This window comes from Acinetobacter sp. 24-47-66 (assembly GCF_056779755.1).
The window spans coordinates 79,118-103,400 of the sequence record NZ_JBWYIL010000008.1 but is presented as its reverse complement, the minus strand read 5'-3'; the positions used below and the strand labels follow the sequence as shown (position 1 = coordinate 103,400).

22 protein-coding genes are annotated in these 24,283 nt (G+C 37.3%); 9 read left to right on the top strand and 13 right to left on the bottom strand.

Going from position 1 to position 24,283, the window contains the following annotated elements; all coding sequences use genetic code 11:
- Window positions 1-32: 32 nt before the first annotated feature.
- Window positions 33-476, top strand: coding sequence for an acyl-CoA thioesterase (locus AC1M84_RS09245; protein ID WP_481594875.1), 444 nt, complete (start codon window positions 33-35; stop codon window positions 474-476).
- Here the strand turns inward: AC1M84_RS09245 and dnaX are convergent.
- The 7 genes from dnaX to AC1M84_RS09210 all read right to left on the bottom strand — a co-directional run bounded on the left by dnaX (window position 473) and on the right by AC1M84_RS09210 (window position 9,411).
- Complete coding sequence (dnaX, locus tag AC1M84_RS09240; RefSeq protein ID WP_481594874.1) at window positions 473-2,599, bottom strand: DNA polymerase III subunit gamma/tau; 2,127 nt, start codon at window positions 2,597-2,599, stop codon at window positions 473-475. The genes AC1M84_RS09245 and dnaX overlap by 4 nt on opposite strands.
- A gap of 118 nt (window positions 2,600-2,717) precedes the next feature.
- A complete protein-coding gene (locus AC1M84_RS09235; RefSeq protein WP_092767797.1) occupies window positions 2,718-3,176 on the bottom strand; it encodes a copper resistance protein NlpE N-terminal domain-containing protein in 459 nt (152 codons plus the stop codon).
- A 60-nt stretch (window positions 3,177-3,236) separates the two neighbouring features.
- Window positions 3,237-3,854, bottom strand: a complete 618-nt coding sequence (gene cpaB / locus AC1M84_RS09230) for a metalloprotease secretion chaperone CpaB (protein WP_481594873.1) — start codon at window positions 3,852-3,854, stop codon at window positions 3,237-3,239.
- Window positions 3,855-3,857: 3 nt separating this feature from the next.
- Entirely contained in the window at window positions 3,858-5,627 is a 1,770-nt protein-coding gene (gene cpaA, locus AC1M84_RS09225) for a metalloendopeptidase CpaA (RefSeq protein ID WP_481594872.1), read from the bottom strand.
- Window positions 5,628-5,696: 69 nt separating this feature from the next.
- Window positions 5,697-6,956 carry a serine hydrolase domain-containing protein gene (locus AC1M84_RS09220; protein WP_481594884.1) on the bottom strand — a complete coding sequence of 420 codons (1,260 nt, stop codon included), beginning with the start codon at window positions 6,954-6,956 and terminating at the stop codon, window positions 5,697-5,699.
- A 68-nt stretch (window positions 6,957-7,024) separates the two neighbouring features.
- Entirely contained in the window at window positions 7,025-7,879 is an 855-nt protein-coding gene (locus AC1M84_RS09215; RefSeq protein WP_481594871.1) for a MaoC family dehydratase, read from the bottom strand.
- Between the two features lie 140 nt (window positions 7,880-8,019).
- A complete protein-coding gene (locus tag AC1M84_RS09210) occupies window positions 8,020-9,411 on the bottom strand; it encodes a 3-oxoacyl-ACP reductase (RefSeq protein ID WP_035266061.1) in 1,392 nt (463 codons plus the stop codon).
- Window positions 9,412-9,651: 240 nt separating this feature from the next.
- Here AC1M84_RS09210 and AC1M84_RS09205 point away from each other — a divergent pair, with 240 nt between their 5' ends.
- Entirely contained in the window at window positions 9,652-11,181 is a 1,530-nt protein-coding gene (locus AC1M84_RS09205; RefSeq protein ID WP_180028195.1) for an acetyl-CoA C-acetyltransferase, read from the top strand.
- 53 nt (window positions 11,182-11,234) lie between these two features.
- On the opposite strand, the gene aceI is transcribed toward AC1M84_RS09205, so the two are convergent.
- On the bottom strand, window positions 11,235-11,666 hold the full coding sequence (gene aceI, locus AC1M84_RS09200) for a chlorhexidine efflux PACE transporter AceI (protein WP_092767850.1): 432 nt from the start codon (window positions 11,664-11,666) through the stop codon (window positions 11,235-11,237).
- 97 nt (window positions 11,667-11,763) lie between these two features.
- On the opposite strand from aceI, the gene aceR reads away from it, so the two are divergent.
- From aceR to AC1M84_RS09180, 4 genes are all read left to right on the top strand, one after another.
- Window positions 11,764-12,648: an HTH-type transcriptional regulator AceR gene (aceR, locus tag AC1M84_RS09195; protein WP_092767852.1), complete on the top strand. Its 885-nt coding sequence runs from the start codon at window positions 11,764-11,766 to the stop codon at window positions 12,646-12,648.
- Between the two features lie 94 nt (window positions 12,649-12,742).
- Window positions 12,743-13,729, top strand: a complete 987-nt coding sequence (gene tal, locus AC1M84_RS09190) for a transaldolase (RefSeq protein WP_481594870.1) — start codon at window positions 12,743-12,745, stop codon at window positions 13,727-13,729.
- Between the two features lie 66 nt (window positions 13,730-13,795).
- Window positions 13,796-14,446 (top strand): leucine efflux protein LeuE, encoded by a 651-nt coding sequence (gene leuE / locus AC1M84_RS09185; RefSeq protein ID WP_180028198.1) that lies wholly within the window; start codon window positions 13,796-13,798, stop codon window positions 14,444-14,446.
- A 53-nt stretch (window positions 14,447-14,499) separates the two neighbouring features.
- Window positions 14,500-15,678, top strand: coding sequence for a benzoate/H(+) symporter BenE family transporter (locus tag AC1M84_RS09180; protein WP_481594883.1), 1,179 nt, complete (start codon window positions 14,500-14,502; stop codon window positions 15,676-15,678).
- Window positions 15,679-15,697: 19 nt separating this feature from the next.
- Here AC1M84_RS09180 and map read toward each other — a convergent pair whose 3' ends face one another.
- Window positions 15,698-16,492, bottom strand: coding sequence for a type I methionyl aminopeptidase (gene map, locus AC1M84_RS09175; RefSeq protein WP_035266073.1), 795 nt, complete (start codon window positions 16,490-16,492; stop codon window positions 15,698-15,700).
- 344 nt (window positions 16,493-16,836) lie between these two features.
- Here map and brnQ point away from each other — a divergent pair, with 344 nt between their 5' ends.
- Together brnQ and AC1M84_RS09165 are read left to right on the top strand one after the other, a co-directional pair.
- A complete protein-coding gene (brnQ, locus tag AC1M84_RS09170) occupies window positions 16,837-18,129 on the top strand; it encodes a branched-chain amino acid transport system II carrier protein (RefSeq protein WP_481594869.1) in 1,293 nt (430 codons plus the stop codon).
- 420 nt (window positions 18,130-18,549) lie between these two features.
- Window positions 18,550-18,801, top strand: coding sequence for a hypothetical protein (locus AC1M84_RS09165; protein ID WP_035266079.1), 252 nt, complete (start codon window positions 18,550-18,552; stop codon window positions 18,799-18,801).
- 99 nt (window positions 18,802-18,900) lie between these two features.
- Here the strand turns inward: AC1M84_RS09165 and AC1M84_RS09160 are convergent, their stop codons facing one another.
- Window positions 18,901-19,356 (bottom strand): hypothetical protein, encoded by a 456-nt coding sequence (locus AC1M84_RS09160; protein WP_481594868.1) that lies wholly within the window; start codon window positions 19,354-19,356, stop codon window positions 18,901-18,903.
- Between the two features lie 144 nt (window positions 19,357-19,500).
- Complete coding sequence (locus AC1M84_RS09155) at window positions 19,501-21,033, bottom strand: TerC family protein (RefSeq protein ID WP_481594867.1); 1,533 nt, start codon at window positions 21,031-21,033, stop codon at window positions 19,501-19,503.
- Between the two features lie 556 nt (window positions 21,034-21,589).
- Between AC1M84_RS09155 and AC1M84_RS09150 the strand changes: the two genes are divergently transcribed.
- Window positions 21,590-22,054, top strand: coding sequence for a MarR family winged helix-turn-helix transcriptional regulator (locus tag AC1M84_RS09150; protein WP_035266085.1), 465 nt, complete (start codon window positions 21,590-21,592; stop codon window positions 22,052-22,054).
- Window positions 22,055-22,071: 17 nt separating this feature from the next.
- Here AC1M84_RS09150 and AC1M84_RS09145 read toward each other — a convergent pair whose 3' ends face one another.
- Together AC1M84_RS09145 and AC1M84_RS09140 are read right to left on the bottom strand one after the other, a co-directional pair.
- Entirely contained in the window at window positions 22,072-22,737 is a 666-nt protein-coding gene (locus tag AC1M84_RS09145; RefSeq protein WP_481594866.1) for an SOS response-associated peptidase, read from the bottom strand.
- Window positions 22,738-22,796: 59 nt separating this feature from the next.
- Complete coding sequence (locus tag AC1M84_RS09140) at window positions 22,797-24,245, bottom strand: aldehyde dehydrogenase family protein (protein ID WP_481594865.1); 1,449 nt, start codon at window positions 24,243-24,245, stop codon at window positions 22,797-22,799.
- Window positions 24,246-24,283 lie beyond the last annotated feature (38 nt).

Below are 24,283 nucleotides of genomic sequence, written 5' to 3'. Positions count from 1 at the left end.
TCGAAATCTTTAATCAACTTTCTGAATAAAATATGACAACTATTTCAAAAAAAAACAGAGCTGACTATCAATTCTTTTTTCCAATCCAAACCCGTTGGGCTGATAATGACGTGTATGGGCATGTCAATAACGTCACTTATTACAGCTACTTTGACACCGCCGCGAATGCACTACTTATTCAACACGCACAATTTGACTTTAAAACTTCGCCTATCATTGGACTCGTCGTTGAATCAAAATGTACATATTTTTCTGAACTATCCTACCCCGAAGTGATTGATATTGCTGTCGCTATCGAGAAGATTGGACGATCTTCAGTGACGTATAGCATTTCAATATTTAAGCAAAATCAATCAGAACCTGCTGCTCAAGGTTATTTTGTGCATGTATTTGTCGATCGTCACTCTCGTAAAAGTATTGAATTACCAAACTCAATACGCGAAGCCTTAACTACGTTTATGACGAAATCAACTTAAGACTTAAGCTGAATATTATGTAGCTCACCGCCGAAAGTTTTTAACAAGTCTTCCACGACGGGTTCTTGATGAATCAATTCTTCAGCACGTCGATATGCCTTTTGCTTACGCTTTTCCTGCAGATCGAAAGGCGTCTCACCGTTTGGTTCGTTGTATTTTACGATTAATTGAGATTTTGAAAATGATTGCTTGAGTGCTGCTTCTAAACTCGGAATGAGTGAGTGCAATAAAGCTTCGTATTTTGCAGGGATATAGAATTCACATGTTCCATCAATTTGACCTTGCATAAGACCTTGTTGTGCTAATTCTTGTACCGCAGGTGTTAATGGACTATTTCTGAACCAATATTCCCACTTTTGAGTATCCCATTCACCTACCAATTCGACAGGCTCAAGCCTTAAAATATCTTGAGGCATTAAACCTTTTAAGCCAGCATCTGCGACAACATTTTTATTCTCATCAAGTAGATCTAGACTTGGGCAATGAGTGCCATTCGATGATCCTTCTTCTTGAACTGACAATTCAGCGCTTTCAGCAGAATGTTCACTTGGCTTAGGCTCTAAAAAGAAAATATTGTCTTGATCAACAATAGAAGATTCAACAGGCTCTGAATTAAAGCTTGCTCCAAATGAAGTCAGCTCAATCTCCCCACTGCCTACCACAGAGTTGGTTAAATTCTCTTGTTTCACCTCAACAGATACAGACTGACCGACATCATCCGCATGATTTAATTCTGTTGAATGTAAGCTTTCAGATTCAGTTTTTTCAGGCTGAATTGACTCAGCTGGAATAACCTCATCATCAGATGCCATCATCTGCTGAAATAAGATTAAATCCGTATTTTCCTCATCATTTACATCACGACTAGGCTGAATCAAACTCGTATTATTCTCAGGTGAACTAATTTTCGATCCTGCTTCTTGATGATCAGCCGGTATAGATTCTGAATTCTCTGTCGAAATCTGATTGAAATTTTCAGCTTCTTTTAAGACATTTGATTGTTCTGGAGGTGCTTGAGTGGTCAGCTGCTCATTATTCGCCATCGGGCGGAATGCCAACAACCTGAGCACACACATTTCAAAGCCTTGCTCTTGAGTCACTGCAATTTGTAATTCAGCACGACCTTTACATGCAATTTGATAATACAATTGTAGATCTTGAGCAGAAATCATGCTCGAAAGCTGCATAATTTTCTGATTAATCTCAGCACTATATTTTAAACTCAAGTCTGGTAAGTATTGGAGTATAGCCAACTCATGTAAAGTTGAAATGAGTTGATCCAACACCAAAGAAACATCAAGTGCTTGTTGACGGAATTGGAGTAATAAAGCACTGACTTTAGCACGTTGATTTTGATGTATCGCCAAAATAAGGTCGAAAATAATCGTGCGATCAATCAAACCCAGCATTTCTTTCACATCTTGGTGGTGAATCGCACCTTGCCCATATGCAATTGCTTGATCTGTTAGCGACAGTGCATCACGTAAAGAACCTTGTGCTGACTCAGCGATCTGCCAAATCGCATCAGTTTCCGCATTAATTGATTCTTTAGTTAAAATTTGTGTGAGATGTGAAGTGATTTCATCAACCGCCAATGGGCGTAAAGTAAATTGCAAACAACGTGAAATAACCGTAATTGGAAGTTTTTGAGGATCTGTCGTCGCAAATAAAAATTTGACATGTTCAGGCGGTTCTTCAAGTGTCTTGAGTAAAGCATTGAAAGAATGTGTGGACAGCATGTGTACTTCATCAATGAGATACACTTTAAAACGACCTTGCGTTGGTGCATAAGGTACGTTATCCAATAATTCTCGTGTATCCTCAACTTTGGTTCGGGATGCTGCGTCAATTTCAATTAAGTCTATAAATCGACCTTCATTGACTGCGGTACACGTTGGGCATACTTCACACGGTGTAGATGTTACACCTGTTTCACAGTTCAGACATTTAGCAAGAATCCTTGCAATCGTTGTTTTACCAACGCCACGCGTCCCCGTAAAAAGATAAGCATGATGCAGTCGACCACGCTCTAAAGCACTGGTTAATGCACGCGACACATGGTTTTGACCAACCAATTCTAAAAAATTACGTGGACGATATTTACGCGCAAGAACCTGATACATGAATGCTCCCTAATTACAGGACTAAGCATACTGTTTTTTTTGGCAAGAGTGAATGCGTTACAGATCATTCATACATTCAAAAAACAATTTAAACCCAACTCTTTTTTCTTGGGAAAATTTAACCTGTTAAATTCAAACTAAAATCATCAAAATTTTCGTATTCCTCACCAGTCCCATCGATACGAATTTCTAGCATTTTGTTGACCAAATCGACAAGAATGATATTTCTGGTTGGAACACCGTTTAATTGAATCAAAGACTTCTCAGTATTAATGAATTTGAACTGACCTTTGATTTCTTCTGCTTGGTTATGACCGCTTAGACTTAATCGTGACAACACATACGTTTGGTCTGCGTTAAGTTGTAAATCAACAGCCATACCAGGACAATCATCACAACGCGAAAAACACCCCATACATGGCGTAGTACCTTGATATAAACCAATATATTGAGGTGTTACTTGATTTTTTATTGAATCATTCTGTTTCAAGAGTTGATTTGATTGCGTGGACTGATCGCAAGAAGCCATATGAATCGACGATATCAAAACGAATGGGATGACAGTACTACGGCGCATAATCACAAATCAATTTTAACAATTTTGTGAAAATTACCATATCTCAAGTCTGCATATGAATCAATGCGTATGTTGGTGCACGTGAACCCCATCATCATGTAAAACTTGATCAGGGTAAGCGAGTCCAATCCCTTTAATTACTTCAGCAAAATATGACCCTTTATCTGTATAAACTTTAATAATTGCATATTGATCTTCAATACTTTGAGTAATCGTAAAATAGTTTAGATCAGCAGGATAATCCTCAAATTGCCCCTTATATCTCACAATTCCATCCTCAACTTGTTCAATCTCAGTAATTTCGGCCACACGATTGATACCAAATTGCAAAAGTTTCAAGGGAAATTTACTGCCCTCTTTCATGCTCGCCACTTGATCAGGGCTAAACTTAAATAAATAACCCGTGTCAGCCCGATGCTGAAAACTTTCTGGAAGAAACATATGCCGTTCAACATTTTGTTCTAGTACAGGCATAAGCCCAGGCATCAGATGAGAACTCGATGACTCATTCTTATTTTTAAGGCGTTCGTCATGAGCATAAACATTTTGACCCAGTTCATTTTCAACTTGATGCTGCTGTAAGCTTGCAGATGGTTTGTCTTTTTCGGGTTTTAGATATAACGTAAATGTAGCAGTCACAAAAACTGCTACACCCAATAAAATATAAATTACTTTCATAAATTATTTGAATAGCGACACTGCTTTAGCATTTTTATTAATCATAGTGACAGCATCACGATCATTCGTACCCCCTAATTGGTATCCATACTTTGGATGGAATAAATCTGGGCTTGAGAAATAAGAGATACTATTACCTCCCATAATCGTACTACCCAAAGGATGCTCCAAACCACGTGCTGGTCCAGCGGTATCATGATGATCCACCCCCATATTATGACCGAATTCATGTCGTAAAACCGTGATTCCACAGTTAATACTTCCACTACCGATCATATAATTGGAGTTAGGGTTTACAAGTAAGTACGCTAAACCACAGCCCTCTTCATCACCTTCATAATATATAGCATCAGCTTTTAAGCGATTACGCTCATTCTGAATAACTTTGTCCACACGACCAATATCAAGGACATTGTTTAATGTTTTAGAACCTGGTGTTTTATATTGCAGATAACCAACGTTGCGTAGATAAAACTTGGCATTTGAATTCTCTGCAGACACATTGGTTAGGTCAAAGCCTTCAATCAATCTAATTTTCGCTGCATTTGCACCTAATTTCTCTGCAACAGCAGGACTACTCACCAAAAGCATATCAATCGTTGAACTATCAGCTTGCCATCCTTGAGATGTATAGACAAAACGTAGTGTTTCACCAGTTTGAATCGTTTGTCGTGAATTATTGGATGCCTGAATTGTGCTGCTCCACGCCGCTCCAGAACTTATGATTATCTTGTCATTGATTTGAGCACGATCAGGTAAATTAATTACTGATTGCCAATTTCCATTTGCCAACTTAACACGTGTCACTGGTTGTTTAGGATCAGGAACTTTTTGATTATTTAAATCTTTCGCTTGTATCACACGTTCTGGTGCAGAAACTAAAATCCACTTCGCTAATTCTTTTACAAACATAAATTCATATCGATCACCTCTATTTATTTTTAAAGTTGCTGAGGTATTGATATTCTGATTTGAAATAGTAGCTTCCCATGTTGCAGTCGACTTCACGATCACACGATCACGGTCATATGCTGAACTTGGTAACGTGAATTGTGACACCCAGTTTCCATCACCAAAAATAATTTCAGTTAAAGGGCTATCGGTTTTATTTAACTGAGTACCCACTGAACTAACATTTATTTGCCTCGGCTTGATATATTCAGGAACCCATTTTTTTAGTTTTTGATTAAATACAAACCAATAGCGATCTCCTTTTTTTAAATTAAAATTACTCGAAAAAAGAAGATTTGTTGTATCAATTGATGAATCCCAGCCTGCATCAGATTCAATCAACATTACCGTATTGTTAGTTACATCGCTCGGCAATACTATTTTCTTTGCCCAAGCGCCATCTTTTAGATGAACTCGCTGTATGATTTGTTGATTAGATATAATATTTTGTACACTTGAATTATCGACAATGGCACTTGGTGTACTGTTGATTCGCCATTTTTTTAAAGATTCACTATAAATAAAGTCGAATGTGTTTCCTCTATTGATTTGAATTGATTCAAGTGGAATATCTATATTGGAAGTATCTAGATATGCCGTATATCCCGCCGATGAAGAAATTCTAATCTTGTCATTATTTTTTGGATTGTTTGGCAGATAGATTTGCTTCGTCCAATTTCCATCACCTAATTTAAATTCTAATTCAGCATAACCGCTCGGAATCTGACCGCTTTGCTGATTTTGGTTTGGTGTAAGTACTGTACTTGCCACAACACCACTCATCAAACAACCCATTAGTAAAAAGGTAATTTTTTTATTCATCATGTCACTATTTGTTTATTTTAGTTAAAGTTAGTGTACACTATAAATACAAATTCCCCTTTTTAAATGTTAAAACCATCCCTTTTTACCATTATTAATGTGATCCACACATCTCAATGCCTCTTGCGATAAACTCCACAAACGATAATCCCCTGTAATTGACCCAACAGGATAATTATGGGTATAGGCAAAACTTAATTTTCTTTCAGGATCACACCAAGCTCCTGATCCGTTGTAGCCCATATGACCAAAACCATTTTTTGCACTTTTACCGAGCGTGATAACTCTGTGATAACCCAAACGCCAATGCATAGGTATTGGCATCACCTTGTCTCGATCATAACTTTGAATTTGCGAAAGTTGTTTGAATACAAGTGGCTTGATAAATTGTTTTGATTCGAACTGACCATAGTGCGCCATCATGGCATAGATTTTCGCTAAACTTCTGGCTGTAAATACACCATTAGCAGCAGGAATGGGTTGAGTCAGAACACGATCATCAAAAAAGCTAAAACCCTTCATTCCCTTTGGAATCATTGCATCTATAAAATCATCAGGATTTTGACCAGAATATTGAATGATACGATCCGAAAATGAAACTTTCTGTTTTTTCTTCTTTTGTTGTGCAACTTGAGTAGTTGATGACTTTCTTTCAATATTTGTTTTTTCTAGAGGTTTGGCTATTCTTGAAAGTTGATCCTGAGGGACACCAAAATAGGCACCATCTAATTGAAGTGGTTCTACTAAATATTGATTCATCAGCTCAGAAAGATTTTGCTGAGTCGCTTTTTCAATCAGCCCTCCTAATAACCAGCCATAGGTAAGTGCTTGATATGCATAATTTGAATTGGGTTTAAAACGTGGTGTCGCGCTAGCCATCACATTGAGCATATGATCCCAGTCTGCCATTTCAGATGCTTGAGCAATGACATTTCTAACATCATATAAACCACTACGATGACTCAATACGTCAGCCAAAGTAATCTTAGATTTTCCATGTTCAGCAAATTCTGGCCAATAATCAGCTATGGGTTGACGATAGTCTAATCTCCCTTCACTCACTAGAATATGCGCCAAAGTCGCTAAGATCCCCTTTCCGGTGGAATAGCACATCGCCATCGTGTCTTCTGACCACTCTTCACTCGCAGACTTTTTTCCAACATAAATATCAACCACTTTTTCTTGACCATAATATACAGCCAATGATGCACCACCTTGTTCCGCACGAGAGTCTTGTAAACGACTAAACAAATGTGCCAAATCTGCAAACTGATGGTGAACCGTACCCTTATAATTATATGTGTCAGCGTAAATTAAATCTTTTAGAATTTTCATCTTCTATCCTTGATTTATAGTTATAAAAAAGCCTAACGAATATGTTAGGCCTTGAGCATTTATTAAAGTGGTTTCACAACACCAGAAACATGAGGTTTTTGCGATTTTGCATTACGAACTAATAAATGTGTCGCTTGATCGCGCTCACCCGTTAAAAATTCAACCTCAGATGGTAAAAACATAGGCAACTTAAAATAAACATCAGCATCATAAGCATCCGGTAAACTAATACTTGCTAATGCTTTAGCCTTACTCCACATTCCATGAGCAATCGCTTGTTTAAAACCAAATGCTTTCGCTGTAACTGCATGAATATGAATGAGGTTAAAATCACCTGAAACAAGCGCATAGCGACGACCCGTATTTTCGGCGACTTTCCAATTTCCCTGTGATTTAAATTCAGGCAACTGATCTTCTTTAGCCTTTGAAGCGGATGAAATATTTGTTTTTTGACGAGAAAGATAGGTCGTTAAACCTTCCATCACCACATCATTACCTACTTTTGCAGTCGTAATAAAATCAAATTGCAAACCTTTATCATGGGGTTTTAACTCGCCAAATTTACATGATAGCGTGATGGTTTCATTCACTCCAATTTTACGGTACTGCTTAACTTGATTACGAATATGAACCAAACCCAACAATGCGAATGGGAAAGGTTCTTGTGTCATCATTTGCATCTGCAAACTTTGAGAAATGACTGCCAAGTAAGTCGATGGTACATATCCATTATTCTTATAACCACAAATTTCGTTATAAGATTTTAAATGGTCATGATCAACACGATATTCATCAACGATGTAATCCACTTGCGGAAGTGCCTTCTCGCCTTTCGGTTTTTTAAAAATTAAACCTTTAATGACTTTAGGATAAGCTAGATAAGCTTTTGGCAATTGACTAAAGTGACGTGTTTTCATGTTAAAAATTCCCATTTATCTTTATAAAAAATTTACAGTTTGCAGCTCAACAAAACGATCATAACAAATCATACGAGCAATAAAGAGAGCAATGCCTGAACATTACTCTCTTTCATTTAACAATCTATGACCACTAAAGCTTAAGCACCTAATAAACTTTGACCGCACACACGTACAATGTTTCCATTCAGCCCCGTTGAAGCAGATGAAGCAAATAATGCGATTGTTTCAGCCACATCAACTGGTTGACCACCTTGACTCATCGAATTCATACGGCGACCCGCTTCACGAATTGCGAATGGAATCGCTGCTGTCATTTGAGTTTCAATAAATCCAGGAGCAACAGCATTAATCGTTACACCATTTTTCAAAATTGGTGCTGTAAATTTCACTAAACCAATCACACCAGCTTTAGAAGCTGCGTAGTTCGTTTGACCGAGGTTACCCGCAATACCTGAAATCGAAGATACGCAAACGATGCGACCATTTTCATTGATGCCTTCATTAGACAACAAATAGTCATTCACACGCTCAATCGCCGATAAGTTAATGTTAATCACAAGATCCCAAAGCTCTGGCTTCATATTAGCAAGCGTTTTATCACGTGTAATACCGGCATTATGGACAATCACATCTAGCCCGCCTTGAGCAGCCGCTGCAGCTTTGATTTTTTCTCCAGCATCTGGTGCAGTGATATCAATCGCTAAAGTCGATCCACCAATTTCACTCGCAACACGATCAAGATCTGCTTGTTGTTGTGGTACATCTAAGCAAATGACATGAGCACCATCACGCGACAAAACATGCGCAATCGCTTCACCAATACCACGACTTGCACCTGTGACCACTGCAGTTTTGCCCGCAAGTGGTTTAGTCCAATCAACATCAACAACATTTGCTTTTGAAACACGAATGACTTGACCTGATACATACGCTGAGCGCGGAGAAAGTACAAAACGAAGTGTAGATTCAAGATTTAAAGCAGCATCTTGATCTACATAAACCAATTGTGCAGCAATACCTTTCTTAAATTCTTTACCTACAGATTTCACGAAACCTTCTAATGCACGTTGAGCAATCGCTTGTTTCACTGTAGGTGCTGATTCTGGTGTCAAGCCAACGACGACTACACGACCTGAAGTTTGAATTTGGCGAGCAATTGGATTAAAGAATTTATACAATTCAATTAACTGTTCAGAGTCCTGAATACCCGAAGCATCAAACACAACTGCTTTGAATTTCGACTCTTTATCGCCTTCATTAAACGCACCTAAGTTCAACCCTACTTTAGCTGCAGCTTGTTGTAACTCAGCATTGTTTCCCGCATAGCTGTTGGCATGAATATTACTCAGAACTTGCGCAATTTCACCATTAAAAAGACTTTTAGACGCAGAACCGAATAAAACAGCGCCTTGAACAACAGGCGTTGCTGATTCAAAGCGATCTAAGTGAATTGGAGATGGTAAACCTAAATTTTTGATGACAAATTTACCAATTGGAGATTTTGCAAAAGCTTGATATTGGTCAGTCATGAATATGATCTCTCGATAGAATAATTTTTTGAAGGATCTATGATGTAGATGAAGTTCAGTTCAAACTCTGATACTTAGTAAATTAATCGATCCCTGCGTTTCAGTTAAATAATACTTGAGTTACTCTATGTATGTCTTGACCTGAAAGCATTGCTAAATGTCATTTTAGTCAATACGACCTCTTAGCGATTATGCTAATGTAGCACTCAAGAATATCCCAAATATGCTTGGAAAAGCCTTATGAGCAAAACAACTCAAGAAAATCCAACAACTGAGAATTCTGCGAAAGCGACTGTGTCAAATACATCAAAAGCTCGTTCAAATGCGAGCAGTGGTAATGCAAACAGTGCCAACAACGCAAATACTCCAAAAGCGACTCGCCCTCGTACGTCGACGACTCGCAAAAAAACAGCAGCAACAAATAAAACTAAAGCTGAAAATCAAACTTCAGCAACTACGACTCAATCTTCCGCTGAACAGGAAAAAACTATGACTCAAAATACTGTACGCCGTGTTGCAATTATCGGTGGTAATCGTATTCCTTTCGCACGTTCTAATGGTGCTTATTTCACAGCTACAAATACGGATATGCTTACAGCAGCATTGAATGGTCTAGTTGAGCGTTTTAATCTTCAAGGTCAACGTCTGGGTGAAGTCGTTGCTGGTGCTGTACTAAAACACAGCCGTGATTTCAATATGACGCGTGAATGTGTGTTAAGCACAGAGCTTGCACCTGAGACTCCAGCTTACGATATCCAACAAGCTTGTGGTACTGGGCTTCAGGCTGCTTTCCTCGTAGCGAATAAAATTGCATTAGGTCAAATTGAGGTGGGTATTGCAGGTGGTGTAGATACCACTTCAGATGCTCCTATCGCATTTGGTGATGGATTACGTAAAGCCCTCTTAGAACTCAACGTTGCAAAAACAGGTAAAGATCGTCTTAAAGCGTTAACTAAAATTAACGTAAAAGATTTGCTAGATGCTCCTAAAAATGGTGAACCTCGTACTGGCTTATCTATGGGCGATCACCAAGCGATCACAACACTTGAGTGGGGCATTTCTCGTGAAGCTCAAGATGAACTTGCTGCATCGTCTCATCAGAAAATGGCTGCAGCTTATGAAGCAGGATTCTTTGACGATTTAATGACGCCATTCCTTGGCCTTGAGCGCGACAACAACTTACGTCCTGATTCAACTGTAGAAAAGCTCGCAAAACTTAAGCCAGCGTTTGGTAAAGGTGATGCTCGTACAATGACTGCTGGTAACTCTACTCCACTTACCGATGGTGCTTCTTGTGTATTATTAGCATCAGAAGAATGGGCTAAAGCAAATGGTCACGAAATTTTAGCGTATTTAAGTTTCTCTGAAACAGCTGCTGTAGATTTCATTGGTAAAAAAGAAGGTTTGTTAATGGCTCCTGCTTACGCAGTTCCACGTATGCTCGAGCGTGCTAATTTAAAACTTCAAGATTTTGACTACTATGAAATTCATGAAGCATTTGCATCTCAAGTTCTTTCTACATTAAAAGCTTGGGAAGATCCTAAATTCTGTAAAGAACGTCTAGGCTTAGATGCGCCTTTAGGTTCAATTGATCGTGCGAAGTTAAACGTTAAAGGCTCTTCGTTGGCTGCGGGTCACCCATTTGCCGCAACGGGTGGTCGTATTATCGCAACTGCTGCAAAAATTTTAAATGAAAAAGGTTCAGGTCGTGTACTTGTGTCGATCTGTGCTGCAGGTGGTCAAGGTGTAACGGCAATTATTGAAAAATAATTTCTATGACAACAAAAAAGCATCTCAATAGAGATGCTTTTTTATTTTGAGTTTTAGTGATTTAAAGCCTCAGGTGCATAACCCAGTTTAGCTTCGATCCCATCATAGAACCATTGAAATATAAACGTATACACCAGAATACTAAGCGTCAAAGCTAAGTCGACGATAAAAGCTTGTATGAGCGTCATATCCATCATATATGCAACAATTGGAATGGTCACTAACATCAAGCCACCTTCAAATCCTAGCGCATGCAATATACGAACTTTTACAGTACGCTTCCACTGATTGCGCGCTTCAATTTTTTCGAAATAATGATTGAAAATCATATTCCAGATCACTGAAAGTACAGCCATAATCACACCTAATGAACCTGCAATTTCCAGTGGAACTTCAAAAATAAAACTCAAAGAAATTGCGATGATCACCAATAGAATGATTTCATAGCTTATTGCGTGAATAATTCTTCTCTTTGAAAAAAACATGCGTTCACTCATCAACATTGTTATTCATGAGCGCATTTTATTTTCATAATATTGAATGATCGAGTTAGAATCTATCAAAATTTTTGAAAGAATAAACATGAATATTAATCAAGAACAATTGGTCGTTTTTAAAACGGTGATGGAAACAGGTTCTTTTTCCGCAGCCGCACGTCAGTTAGGCAAGGTCCCCTCTGCTGTCAGTATGGCGATTTCCAATTTAGAGATTGATCTGAATCTTCAACTGTTTGAAAGAGTAGGACGTGAACCACAGCCAACACTTCAAGCCAAAGTTTTGTATGAACGTACTAATCATTTATTGATTGAAATGAATCAATGGAAACAACATGCTTTTGGTTTGAGTAGCGGCATCGAAACCGAATTAAATATTGTGGTGGTATCTGAGTTACTGCATAGTAGATGGACTGATTATATTGTTTTATTAGAACAACAATTTCCTCAACTACAAATCAATATATTCAGCGCACCACAAGAAGATGCACAACAAATGATTTTAACAGGTAAAGCACATTTAGCATTGATGTTTGAGCGTGAACATATTGAGGCGAATGAACAATTTGTGGAATTAATGAAAGAAAGTTTAATTCCAGTTGCATCTGTTCATCATCCGCTGTGCCAAAATCAAAAAGTGAGCTATGAAGAAATTTTTCAAAGTCGTCAGATTGTAGTCGCTAGTCGCGATCGGAACATTAAGCCTGAATTACTCTTCTCCAAAGATGCATGGCGTACAGACAATCACCATTCTGCATGTAGATTAATTTCACAAGGACTTGGATGGGGAGTTTTACCCACTGAAATGCTTATCGAACAACCAACATTAAAGAAAAAACTTAAAGTTCTACGATTTTCAGATTTCACCCCAAAATTTGATTATTTTATCGATCTGGTTTGGAGTAAAGAGCAACCATTAGGCAAAGCTGCTCAATTTTTAATTCATCACATCAGAAATAAAAGAAAAATGTAGGAAAATAACTTGATTTAAAACTTTTGTAGCATGTTTCAAAATAATCATGTGTTATAAAGATGATATAAGTAATGAAACAAAGAATTAGATCGCAATGACTGAAACAGCTTTATCTCAATTAAAAAACTTCACTACAATTGTTGCAGACACAGGTGACTTAAACGCTATAAAAAAATTTAAGCCATTGGATGCTACCACTAACCCTTCACTCATCACGGCAGCAGCTTCATTCCCTGAAAACAAAGAACTGATTGAAGCTGCATTTGATCAAGCAAAGTCAGAGGGTTATCAGTCAGATGAGTTAATCGATAGAACAATTGATATCCTGACTGTCAAATTAGGTGTGGAAATTCTAAAAGTAGTTAAAGGTCGAGTATCAACGGAAGTTGATGCAGCACTTTCATACGATACAGCCGCGACAATTGCTAAAGCTAAAGAATTACTCGCACTCTATGCGACTTATGGTGTTGATCAAAACCGAATTTTAATTAAAATCGCCTCAACATGGGAAGGTATTCAAGCTGCTAAGGTTCTTGAAGCAGAAGGCATTCATTGCAACTTAACTTTGTTGTTTGGTTTACATCAAGCAAAAGCATGTGCGGATGCTCAGGTCACGTTAATTTCACCATTTGTAGGACGTATTCTCGATTGGTATAAAAAAGCTGAAAATGTGGATCACTATCCAATTGAACAAGATCCTGGTGTGCAATCCGTTAAACATATTTACGAGTTCTACAAACAAAATCAGGTGAAAACTGAAGTTATGGGTGCAAGCTTTCGTAGCGTAGAACAGGTTCTTGGACTTGCTGGATGCGATCTCTTAACTGTATCACCAAATTTACTTGATGAGTTGGCTCAAGATCATCGCCAAGTTGAAGTTCAGTTAAATGCAAATGCACACAGCTCAAATATCGAATCGCTTAGTCCAATCACTGAAATAGATTTTAAAGCGCAAATTCAGAAAGATCTTATGGCATCGCAATTATTGCAAGGCGGTATTGATGGCTTTATTAAGGCAAGAGATCAACTCAGCTCTCTGTTAAAACAATCATTTGGCATAGATGCTGATATTAAAGCTTAATTGCACCTATCCATCATTCTTTCAATCGAGCTCTTAGGAGCTCGATTATTTTTAAGAGATAAATGAGTGTTTGGTATAACTGATCTTCCAACCTATTTAATAGGTACATTACTTATTATTTTATTACCTGGACCTAACTCTCTCTATGTCATGTCTATTGCGACTCGCTTTGGCATAAAAGTGGGCTATCAAGGTGCTTTCGGTATTTTGTGTGGAGATAGCATCCTTATTTTGCTAACTGTCTTAGGTGCCGCAACATTATTGCATCAATTTCCCTGGATTTTTTTCGCCCTAAAAATTATTGGTGCTTTATATCTTAGTTATTTAGGTATCCGCTTAATATATGCAGCCTATTTAACTTGGAAACGTCCAAGTAAAGATCAAGCTAATGTTTCTATTGAACAAAAACAAGAAAAATTTCATCCTTTTCGTACCGCATTACTCATCAGTCTAATTAACCCAAAGGCAATACTGTTCTTTTTATCTTTTTTTGTTCAATTTGTAGATCCAGCTTATCCTTATCCAGCCCAAAGCTTTTTAATGCTTGCTGTAATTTTACAATTGATGAGTATAGCTTACTTAAGTATGTTGATCTTCACAGGTATCAAAATTTCAAATTACTTCAACACGCATTATAAAGTAGCTGCTGCTTCTGTTGCCGCTATTGGTATTTTATTTGGATTGTTCGGGATCAAACTTGCGACATCAACAATGTAATCTTAAGATCACAGACTCATTAGGGAAATAATATAAAAATGCTCATAAACGTGATAACAAGAATAAAAAAAGATTTTAGTCTACCTGCTGCTTTCGCTGGCTTTATTACATTTTTAATTGGCATTAGCGTCTCATCCGTACTGGTTATTCAAGCTGGACAAGTATTAGGTGCAAATCAAGCACAGATTAGCTCATGGTTTTGGGCACTGGGTTTGAGTATAGGATTATCAGGACTGATCTTAAGCTGGAAGTTTAAATATCCAGTTGCGACATCATGGTCGACAGCAGGATTAGCACTGATTATCGCTACAGGATCAGGTTACAGTTTGAATGAGGCGATTGGGGCGTTTCTAATATGCGGAATTATGACTGCTGTAATGGGCTATTTTGGAATATTTCAAAGAATTCTTGAGTTTTTACCACAATCACTTACAAGCGCCATGTTAGCTGGAGTGTTGTTAAAATTTGGCATTACATTATTTACGGTCATGCAAGACCAATTAATTTATGTTTTAATCTTGATCAGTACATATTTTATAAGTAAAAAAACATTACCACGTCACTCCATTGTAATTACATTGTTAGCTTGCATTATCGTCACACCTTTTTTCTTTGAATATACAGCAACCAAAATTCATTACGGAATGACGTACCCAGTATGGACTCAGCCTGAATTTCACTGGTCGAGTATTTTGGGTTTAGCTATCCCCCTCTTGATTATCAATATGGCTTCGCAATATTTACCTGGTTTAGCAATGATCAGATCCTATGGTTACCAACCTCATGTGAACCAATTAGTGAGTTGGACAGGAATTGCTCAAGCAATATTCGCACCGTTCGGGGCATTTTCAACCAATATCGCAGCAATTAGTGCAGCTGTGAGCCTAGATGAACAAGCTCATCAAGACCCTGCTAAACGCTATATTGCAGGTATGGCTTGTGGTATGTTCTATATTTTTATGGGCATTTTCGCAGCAACACTAACGGGATTGTTACTGTCATTCCCTAAAGAAATGATTACCACTTTAGCGGCGATCGCGCTTTTTGCTACGATTGGGCATAATATCAGTATCGCATTTAAAGAACATTTAGATCGTGATGCTGCTTTAATCACTTTTTTAATGTCTGCATCTGGAGTTCAGTTTTTGGGCATTGGATCTGCTTTTTGGGGTTTGGTTATTGGATTTATTATTTATCATTTGATGCGTATACAAATTAAAAAGCCTATTTAAAAAAATAGGCTTTTGGGAATTAAATTACAGGATATTCACCCGTACCTTCAGGCCAAGGTGTCAATAATTCATATCCTTCATCAGTAACAGCAACCATATGTTCCCATTGTGCAGACCAAGATTTATCTGCTGTAACTACTGTCCATCCGTCTTTTAATTCTTTAACTTTGGCTTTGCCTGCATTCACCATAGGCTCAATGGTAAACACCATTCCTTTTCTTAATACTAATCCCTGACCAGGCTGTCCGTAATGCAATACATTCGGTTGCTCATGGTAGGTTTTTCCAATACCGTGACCACAATATTCACGTACAATCGTATAACCTTCGCGTTGCGCAACTTGTTGAATAGCATGCCCCACGTCACCAAGTGTCGCACCAGGTTTAACCGTTTTAATACCTGCAAGCATCGCTTCATAAGTCGTATCGACTAATTTTTTTGCTTCAGGTTTAATTGTACCTACATAGTACATTCGACTGGTATCACCAAAATAACCATCCTTGATGATTGCAACATCAATATTAATGATGTCTCCATCCTCTAAGATAATATTGGAAGCAGGGATACCATGACATACAACTTCATTTTTCGAAATACAGGTTGTTTTTGTATATCCGTAATAACCGACATTTGCTGGCGTCACCTTGAGTGTATTGACGATGTAATCATTACAGATATCATCAAGATACTCAGTACTCACACCTGGCTTCACATAATCACCAATCATCGCTAGCACTTGTGCCGCAAGCCGACCCGATATTCTTAGTTTTTCAATATCTTGTTCAGTTTTAATGGTGACAGCTGTTGCCTTCATGATGAACCCCTTTTTAATTCAGGATTCATTATAGGACTTTCATTTCTCGATCACAAACGCTATAGATTGCCTGTAACTTAATCATTTTCGACTATTATTTAACCATTCAGTACATTATTTTATTTTGCGAATCTAGGTTTACGCTCTGATTGATTTCAATTCAATAAATAAATTTATTTTATTAGTTTTATAAATACATAGACTTAATTTAACTCATAATTTCCCGTCCAATAAAATTATTCGCTTCTTGCTTTTTTACTATTCCATTCGATGGATAACCACCCTCCCTATTTACTGACATTTGCTCTAAAATCGCTTTCTTTTTTCTTGAACCGATCTCCCTTATGACCAATTTGCGTACACGGGACATTATTGCCTTAGGTTTTATGACCTTTGCACTATTTATCGGTGCAGGCAATATTATCTTCCCACCTATTGTTGCTCAACAAGCGGGTGAACATGTTTGGTTAGCTGCTTTTGGCTTCTTAATTACTGCTGTTGGCCTTCCTGTTATCACGATCATTGCGCTATCGCGTGTTGAAGGCTCTATTCAACTTTTAAGCTCTCCACTGGGTAAGATTGCAAGTTTAATCTTAACCGTAGCATGCTATCTTGCTGTTGGACCACTTTTCGCGACACCTCGGACAGCTACAGTTTCTTTTGAAATTGGTTTTTCGAGTTATTTTGGCACGTCTTCATCGACCTTGTTGATCTACAGTGCAATTTATTTTGCATTTGTAACGTTAATCTCACTTTATCCGAATAAAATTTTGGATACTGTCGGCTATGTTTTATCTCCACTCAAAATTCTCTCTTTGATCATTTTAGGTGGTAGTGCCTTTTTAGTTTCTGCAGATTATATCCCTGCACCTATTGGAAACTATATCAATAGTCCTGTTTCAGAAGGTTTTGTTAATGGTTATTTAACCATGGACACTTTAGGAGCTTTAGTATTTGGTATTGTCATTATTAATGCGATACGTTCACGTGGTGTAACTGATCAAAAGTTAATTACCAAATATGCAGTGATCGCAAGTTTAATTTCAGGTATTGGCCTTACACTGGTTTACATTAGCCTATTTAAACTTGGACTGAGTAGTCACGAGGCTGCACCTAACGCTGCAAATGGTGCCATTATTCTCCATGGCTATGTTCAGCATGCCTTTGGTGACTTTGGCTCATATTTTCTAGGGGCGATGATTTTTATCGCATGCATGGTTACGGCAATTGGTTTGACTTGTGCATGTGCAGAATATTTCTCACAAATCACGAAGATTACTTACAAAAAATGGGTTTTCATTCTTGTTGGTTTCTCATTTGTCATTTCCAACTTAGGTTTAACCAAGTTAATCGCCTTCTCTGTACCTGTATTAAGTGCAATCTACCCACCAGCGATTGTGGTGATCATGATGGGATTTATGTGGAAGTTCTTTAATTCCGCTCTACGCGTCATTGCGCCTGTTACAGCGGTTGCTTTCATATTCGGTATTATTGATGGACTTAAGGTTGCAGAATTAGATCATTTCTTGCCAGCATTTATGAACAATCTACCATTGGCTGAACAAAATTTAGCATGGTTGATCCCTTCTTTAGTTGTATTTGTCATTGTCTACACACTGGATAGACTGAAGAAGTAAATTCAGGTGATTTATCAATAAATATTGTTTTACCCAAGCCGTATTTGTTCTGTAATCAATAATTGTCTCGTTTATCCAACAGACTATTATTGCTTACCCACCTTAACTTTGACCTCATCAGTCAGATTTGGAATGACTTTTGCTACTATTTATTTGTTTTGCAAGATGCTAAAAAGTAAATAGATTAAAGAATTACAAGAAACTCTATTCATCTCATCACGATTTATCGAAATAATTCTAGCACTTAGCTCACGCAGTATCTTAATTTCAAATATTTCGACTTTTGTCATATTAATGTCATAATTTATTTACATAATAGAGTGTTAAAAACTTGCTTTATTCTTCAATCCCCTGTACAAGTATGTAAACAAAGTCGACTAAATCATTCAGATTTGTCATGAATTATCAGGAGGGATGGAGATGTTATCATTACATTTCAACAAGCAAGTCTTCATTAATACTCTTAAAGCGAACAACAATGCTGTCGTTTTTTTAAGCACAATGTTTGCTCTCATGCTGACACTTGTTGTGCAAGGTACAATTCAAGGCACGTTGAAGCTTGAATATTTTGCTTATGCACTTGCTGCGACGCTAGCATTTTACGTGTGGGCCTTTATTGACACGAAATATCGTACTCAAAAGCTTTCTGATCAAGAAGCACATTTAGACTAAGAGATGGATGCCAAAGCATCCATCTTAAAGTCAATGTCATCATTCAAATCACACTATTAAAATAACAAATTTTTCAATTCAGCTCTTCTACTTATTTACTTAGAATAACCCAATATACAAACCATAAAGCAAACCTAAGGTCGCCCCAACCTCACCTACGACCAATAGTACCATCGCACCTCTCATGAGCAATTTTGGTAATTCAATACGCCCTAATTGATGTGGTTCTTTGAACTGATTTGTCGTATCTTTCAATAAGCCATGCAAAATATAGCTTATAATTGAAAATGCAAAAAAGAAAATATTAATCAAAATAAAGAGCAAATTAATTGATTCATTCAACGCTGAAAAATATGCCATTACAGCTAGAATTAAAGTTGCAGGTGCATATAGCAAACTACTTCTATGCGCAATATCAACATAATAATGTGCTCGAGCTTGTTTAGATAAGCTGATTTGCACATACTTCCAAACACCAGTAAGCATACCGGTCAATAAAAAAATACCACTAAAAAAAATAGCAAGTCTTACCGATAATTCCATTTGATCAATCATGTTCCTACATTCCTTCGCTATAAAAAAGATTGCAATATGTTTAGCATCTTATCTCATATTTCGTATTATGACTTGGCTACCTCCATACCATATATAAAAATTTAAGCCAAAAAAAGCTCCATTAAGGAGCTTTTTTATTAAACTTTAAAGCGTGATTTTAACGGTTTTAATTCGATTATCTTCCATTTCTAGAATTTCGAAATTAACCCCTTGGTGTTCAATCACCATACCAACGTCAACCGCCCCACTCGTTTTATCTAAAATCAATCCTGCAACACTGAAATAACCCGAGTCTTCTTGCACCAGATCCAAATCTAATATATCGAGCGCCAGCTCTAATTGATATAAATCTAACATACCAGACGCCTTCCAAGTGGTATCATCGATTTTAACCAATTCAAGCTGTTCATCAGCATCTGGGAATTCACCAGCAATTGCTTCAAAAACATCTAATGGTGAGATTAAGCCTTGAATATTGCCATATTCATTTGTAACAAGTACCAATGAACCTTTAGAAGTTCTTAATGTATTAATTGCATCAATCACTTTCATTTTTTCATAAATGAAAATAGGACGGACACGTTTCATCAAATCTTTCAGTTGATCTGGATCATCTAATGCATCAATCAATTCTTTTGCACGTACAATCGTGATGACTTTATCCAATTGTCCACGACAAACTGGGAAAAGACTATGAGGTACAGCTAATACCTGTTCACGAATTGCTTCGGCATCGTCCTCAATATTTACCCAAGAAATTTGATTTCGAGGTGTCATAATTGAAGCAACTGAACGTTCAGCAAGTGATAGCACACCACCAACCATATAACGTTCTTCATCACCAAAAGCTTGTTGAATTTCTTCAACTTCTTTGGATGTTGCAATATCGGCATCCAATTTACTGCCCATCAATTTCAAAATTGAATCTGCAGTTCGATGACGTAATGGGATCTTCGCTTGATTTTTTTCAAGATTACGATTCGAAAATTGATTGAATGCTTCAATTAGAATTGCAACACCAATACCTGAATAAATATAACCTTTAGGGATATGGAATCCAAAACCTTCAGCGATTAAACTTACACCGATCAATAACAAGAAACTTAAACAAAGGATAACCACCGTAGGATGGCGGTTAACAAACGTAGTTAACGGTTTTGATGCAATTAACATGACAACCATAGCCACAATCATCGCAGCCATCATCACGTAAATATTATCTACCATACCAATCGCAGTAATCACTGAGTCGAGTGAAAATACCGCATCAAGCACGACGATCTGAGCCACAACTGCAGCAAAACCAGCGTATACGACATTGTTATTCGTTTTAATCTCGGGTTTACCCTCCATTTTTTCATGGAGTTCATTGACAGCCTTATACACAAGGAATAGACCACCAAACAGTAATATCAAATCTCGACCTGAGAATGTTTTTCCAAAAATTTCAATCAATGGTTGAGTTAAAGTCACTAACCACGAGATCGCAAAAAGCAGACCTAGACGCATTAATAATGCGAGGGATAAACCGATTACACGGGCTTTATCACGTTGTTCTGGAGGAAGTTTTTCTGCAAGTATCGCAATAAATACTAAGTTATCAATACCTAAAACGATTTCAAGAATGATAAGGGTAATTAACCCTATCCAAATGCCAGGATCCAATAAAAATTCCATATTAGATCTCCTGGTTCTTATTATTTAAGATAATGTAAGAAGCTAAATTAGGCCAACACGGCGACGGGTCCATATATAAAGTTACCTTTTCAGAAATGATGAAACTATTATGCATAAGAATTTTATTTTGTAATTACTTTTTTTATGTTCAAAACAATTTTTTATGTAAATTTAGATCATATCTTTGGTCCTAATTGCCATCCTTGAATAGTCTTTGACATTTTCGACACAAAAAAAAATATCAGTGCCAAGTTATAGTTCCTCTATTTTTCAATAGAATTTGGTCAGCGTGGAATTGACATAAAGATATAATCACGAAGATCAGAAGAGCTGTATTTTTAGAATCTTCTGTTTTGATATATATAAAGATATTTAAAGATCATTGAAATATGTTTTATAAAACTGAAGCCTATAGGTATCATGCCTTTTGTCTGATTTAAAGTAAGCGCTTGAACATAAGTTGATTATTTGAACAAAGTTCTTTTAATATAGGTTATGCTTCATGTAATATTTAAATCAATAAAAACAATTAAGTTACACTGACAAGGACGTAGCGATGTCAAAAAAATATGCAAAATTTTTACCTTCATCTGAAAATTTTGAACTCGAAAATTTTCCATTCTATTGGATCACTCAAGTCCATTCTCAGTATGTACTGAATGTTGACCATGTGCTCAAAAAGTATGGCGTTGATAATTCTCGTCGACGTTTGCTTGTCGCATTGTCTACTAAGCCAGATGCAAGTGTTTCAGAACTCTCTGACATGATTGTGTCAAAAATGTCGACGACTACAAAAATCGTTTACCGTTTAAAAGATGAAGGAATGGTTGACACTTACTCGTGTGAAAACGATGCCCGTATTACGCGTGTGGTACTAACACCAAAAGGTTTGGAAATGACAAAAAAAATTAATGACCTGATGAGTGTGGTTCTTGAACAAACATTTGAGGGATTAACCCCACTTCAAATTGAAAAACTAATGGAAAGCTTAAAGCATATTTTCAAAAATTTAGCGCACTAATATCACTAAACTTTAGATTAAAGCCCATCATCAAACATATTGAGTTGGGCTGTATTGTTCTGCCGAGGTTTTGGACAGTAAAAACATTCAAATTCCTCTACTCGAAAGCCTTCTACAAAGTTCTGAATTTCGGGGGATTTTAAACTCAACCACTGATCTAATTTATGGTGCGGAATAACAATTACTGACCGTTTAACATCTCCAGGCTCATGAAATTCCCTCATCATTTCGTGATGAATAGCATCCATGGTAATCATCGTTGCTGAGCGATAAATGCTTTGATCAATTTTCGTGATTTCATACAACGCTGCGATAAAAAATGCCTGACCATCTTTTCTTCTCACACCCCATCGTTGCGGTCGTCCATTAATATATTTTGCTTCATAAAACTCAGTGACTGGAATTACACCAAATTTACATTTTTCAAATGCTTCTTGAAAACTTATTTTTTCGCTTAATGTTTCATTGCGTGCATTATAGGTTTTCTTCGCTATTTCTGTATCAGTTGCCCATTTTGGTATAAAACCAAAATTAACTAACCTCCACTCGTAGCCATGATTAGATTTAAATAACAACGGGGTTTCGTAGCTTGGATAAACCTCTTCCACATATTCAAATGGAATATGTGGAAGTTCTAATGCTTGGATTTGATGCGCTTGTATTGGCTTAAAGTTGGCACACATAGCATAATTTTCAATACTATAAAAAACTTAGGCTATTATAGCCGATCCAATTCAGTTCATTATGATGATATTGGTACTGTCATCCAGTGTGTACGCGTGAATTCATCCATAATCCAATGCCCATTAAAGCGCCCTAATCCAGAGTTCTTTTCTCCACCGAATGGTGCATTAGCATGGTCCGCGACACTTATACCATTAATATGTGTCATTCCAATATCGAGTTTTGAAGCGATTTCTACTCCGCGCTCAATATCAGATGTACATACAGCACCAGATAAACCAAACGGTGTGTCATTGGCGATTTGAATTGCATGTGCCTCATCATCTGCTCTGATGATCGGCAGAATTGGTCCGAAGCTTTCCTCTTGAGCAATTGCATATGTCGGCAACACATCGATAAACACATGAGGTGAAACCAAATTATTTTCAATACCCCCAGCATAGACCAACTTAGCACCTTCTATTTGAGCCTGATCAATGATTCGTTGATGCTGCTTCACTTGTGTATTATTGATAATAGGCCCTATGAGCGTCTCATCAAGATTAGGATCACCCACAGGAATATCTTTTACTTTGTTTAAAAGCTTTTCAACATATTCATTGTGAATCGATTGATCTACGATGACACGATTAGTGCTCATACAGATTTGGCCTTGGTGAAGGAAGCGCCCCTTGATCGTCAAATCGACTGCCAAATCTAAATCTGCATCTTTAAGAATTAATAATGGCGCATTCCCCCCAAGCTCTAAAGCAAGTCGTTTGATTCTAGAGCTCGCCATCGCTTTAGCACCAACATTTTGTCCTACTTCTGTAGAACCAGTGAATGAAATCATCTTCGGAATAGGATGCTCGACAAAATAATCCCCTATTTCACTACCACTACCCACAATGACATTCAATACACCAGCGGGCACACCCGCCTCTTCAAACAATTTCCCTAATAATGTTCCACCTGTAACAGGTGTATCACTCGCAGGTTTAAGTACCACTGTATTTCCACATGCGATTGCGCAAACAACCGATCGCATTGACAAATGAAATGGAAAATTCCAAGGGCTAATAACAGCAATAACACCCAACGCTTTGCGTTGATAAAAACTTTTTCTCACAGGATCTTTACTTTCTAGCTGAACAGTTTGGATTTGATCAGGAAAAGCGAGTGATTCTGAGATAATACCAAGCGCAGCACCCACTTCAATATTTGCTTTGAGACGCGTACTTCCAGACTCGGTAATCAGCCAATCTATAATTTCGTCTTTACGTAATTGTATGATGTCATGCAGCTTCTGAATGATTTTCTTGCGATCTACAGCAGAGGTAATTAAGCCAAGATCAAATGCTTGTTGTGCTGCAGAAAAAGCGAGATCAACATCAGACTGATTCGCCGCTTGAATTTGGTGTATTTCTTTTAAATCAAATGGATTTAAATTTTGTATGACACGCTTTGAAGAGCCTTTTAACCAAGAACCGTTAATAAACTGTTGATTTAAATTTGAATATTGCGTCATTTTATGTCCCTCTACATGCCACTTTTTACCCAATGGTC

Excerpts from the sequence above, each read along its gene's own strand:
- AC1M84_RS09245 (WP_481594875.1), top strand. The coding sequence starts at position 33 with ATGACAACTATTTCAAAAAAAAACAGAGCTGACTATCAATTCTTTTTT.
- dnaX (WP_481594874.1), bottom strand. The coding sequence starts at position 2,599 with ATGTATCAGGTTCTTGCGCGTAAATATCGTCCACGTAATTTTTTAGAA.
- AC1M84_RS09235 (WP_092767797.1), bottom strand. The coding sequence starts at position 3,176 with ATGCGCCGTAGTACTGTCATCCCATTCGTTTTGATATCGTCGATTCAT.
- cpaB (WP_481594873.1), bottom strand. The coding sequence starts at position 3,854 with ATGAAAGTAATTTATATTTTATTGGGTGTAGCAGTTTTTGTGACTGCT.
- cpaA (WP_481594872.1), bottom strand. The coding sequence starts at position 5,627 with ATGAATAAAAAAATTACCTTTTTACTAATGGGTTGTTTGATGAGTGGT.
- AC1M84_RS09215 (WP_481594871.1), bottom strand. The coding sequence starts at position 7,879 with ATGAAAACACGTCACTTTAGTCAATTGCCAAAAGCTTATCTAGCTTAT.
- AC1M84_RS09210 (WP_035266061.1), bottom strand. The coding sequence starts at position 9,411 with ATGACTGACCAATATCAAGCTTTTGCAAAATCTCCAATTGGTAAATTT.
- AC1M84_RS09205 (WP_180028195.1), top strand. The coding sequence starts at position 9,652 with ATGAGCAAAACAACTCAAGAAAATCCAACAACTGAGAATTCTGCGAAA.
- aceI (WP_092767850.1), bottom strand. The coding sequence starts at position 11,666 with ATGTTTTTTTCAAAGAGAAGAATTATTCACGCAATAAGCTATGAAATC.
- aceR (WP_092767852.1), top strand. The coding sequence starts at position 11,764 with ATGAATATTAATCAAGAACAATTGGTCGTTTTTAAAACGGTGATGGAA.
- tal (WP_481594870.1), top strand. The coding sequence starts at position 12,743 with ATGACTGAAACAGCTTTATCTCAATTAAAAAACTTCACTACAATTGTT.
- map (WP_035266073.1), bottom strand. The coding sequence starts at position 16,492 with ATGAAGGCAACAGCTGTCACCATTAAAACTGAACAAGATATTGAAAAA.
- brnQ (WP_481594869.1), top strand. The coding sequence starts at position 16,837 with ATGACCAATTTGCGTACACGGGACATTATTGCCTTAGGTTTTATGACC.
- AC1M84_RS09165 (WP_035266079.1), top strand. The coding sequence starts at position 18,550 with ATGTTATCATTACATTTCAACAAGCAAGTCTTCATTAATACTCTTAAA.
- AC1M84_RS09160 (WP_481594868.1), bottom strand. The coding sequence starts at position 19,356 with ATGATTGATCAAATGGAATTATCGGTAAGACTTGCTATTTTTTTTAGT.
- AC1M84_RS09155 (WP_481594867.1), bottom strand. The coding sequence starts at position 21,033 with ATGGAATTTTTATTGGATCCTGGCATTTGGATAGGGTTAATTACCCTT.
- AC1M84_RS09150 (WP_035266085.1), top strand. The coding sequence starts at position 21,590 with ATGTCAAAAAAATATGCAAAATTTTTACCTTCATCTGAAAATTTTGAA.
- AC1M84_RS09145 (WP_481594866.1), bottom strand. The coding sequence starts at position 22,737 with ATGTGTGCCAACTTTAAGCCAATACAAGCGCATCAAATCCAAGCATTA.
- AC1M84_RS09140 (WP_481594865.1), bottom strand. The coding sequence starts at position 24,245 with ATGACGCAATATTCAAATTTAAATCAACAGTTTATTAACGGTTCTTGG.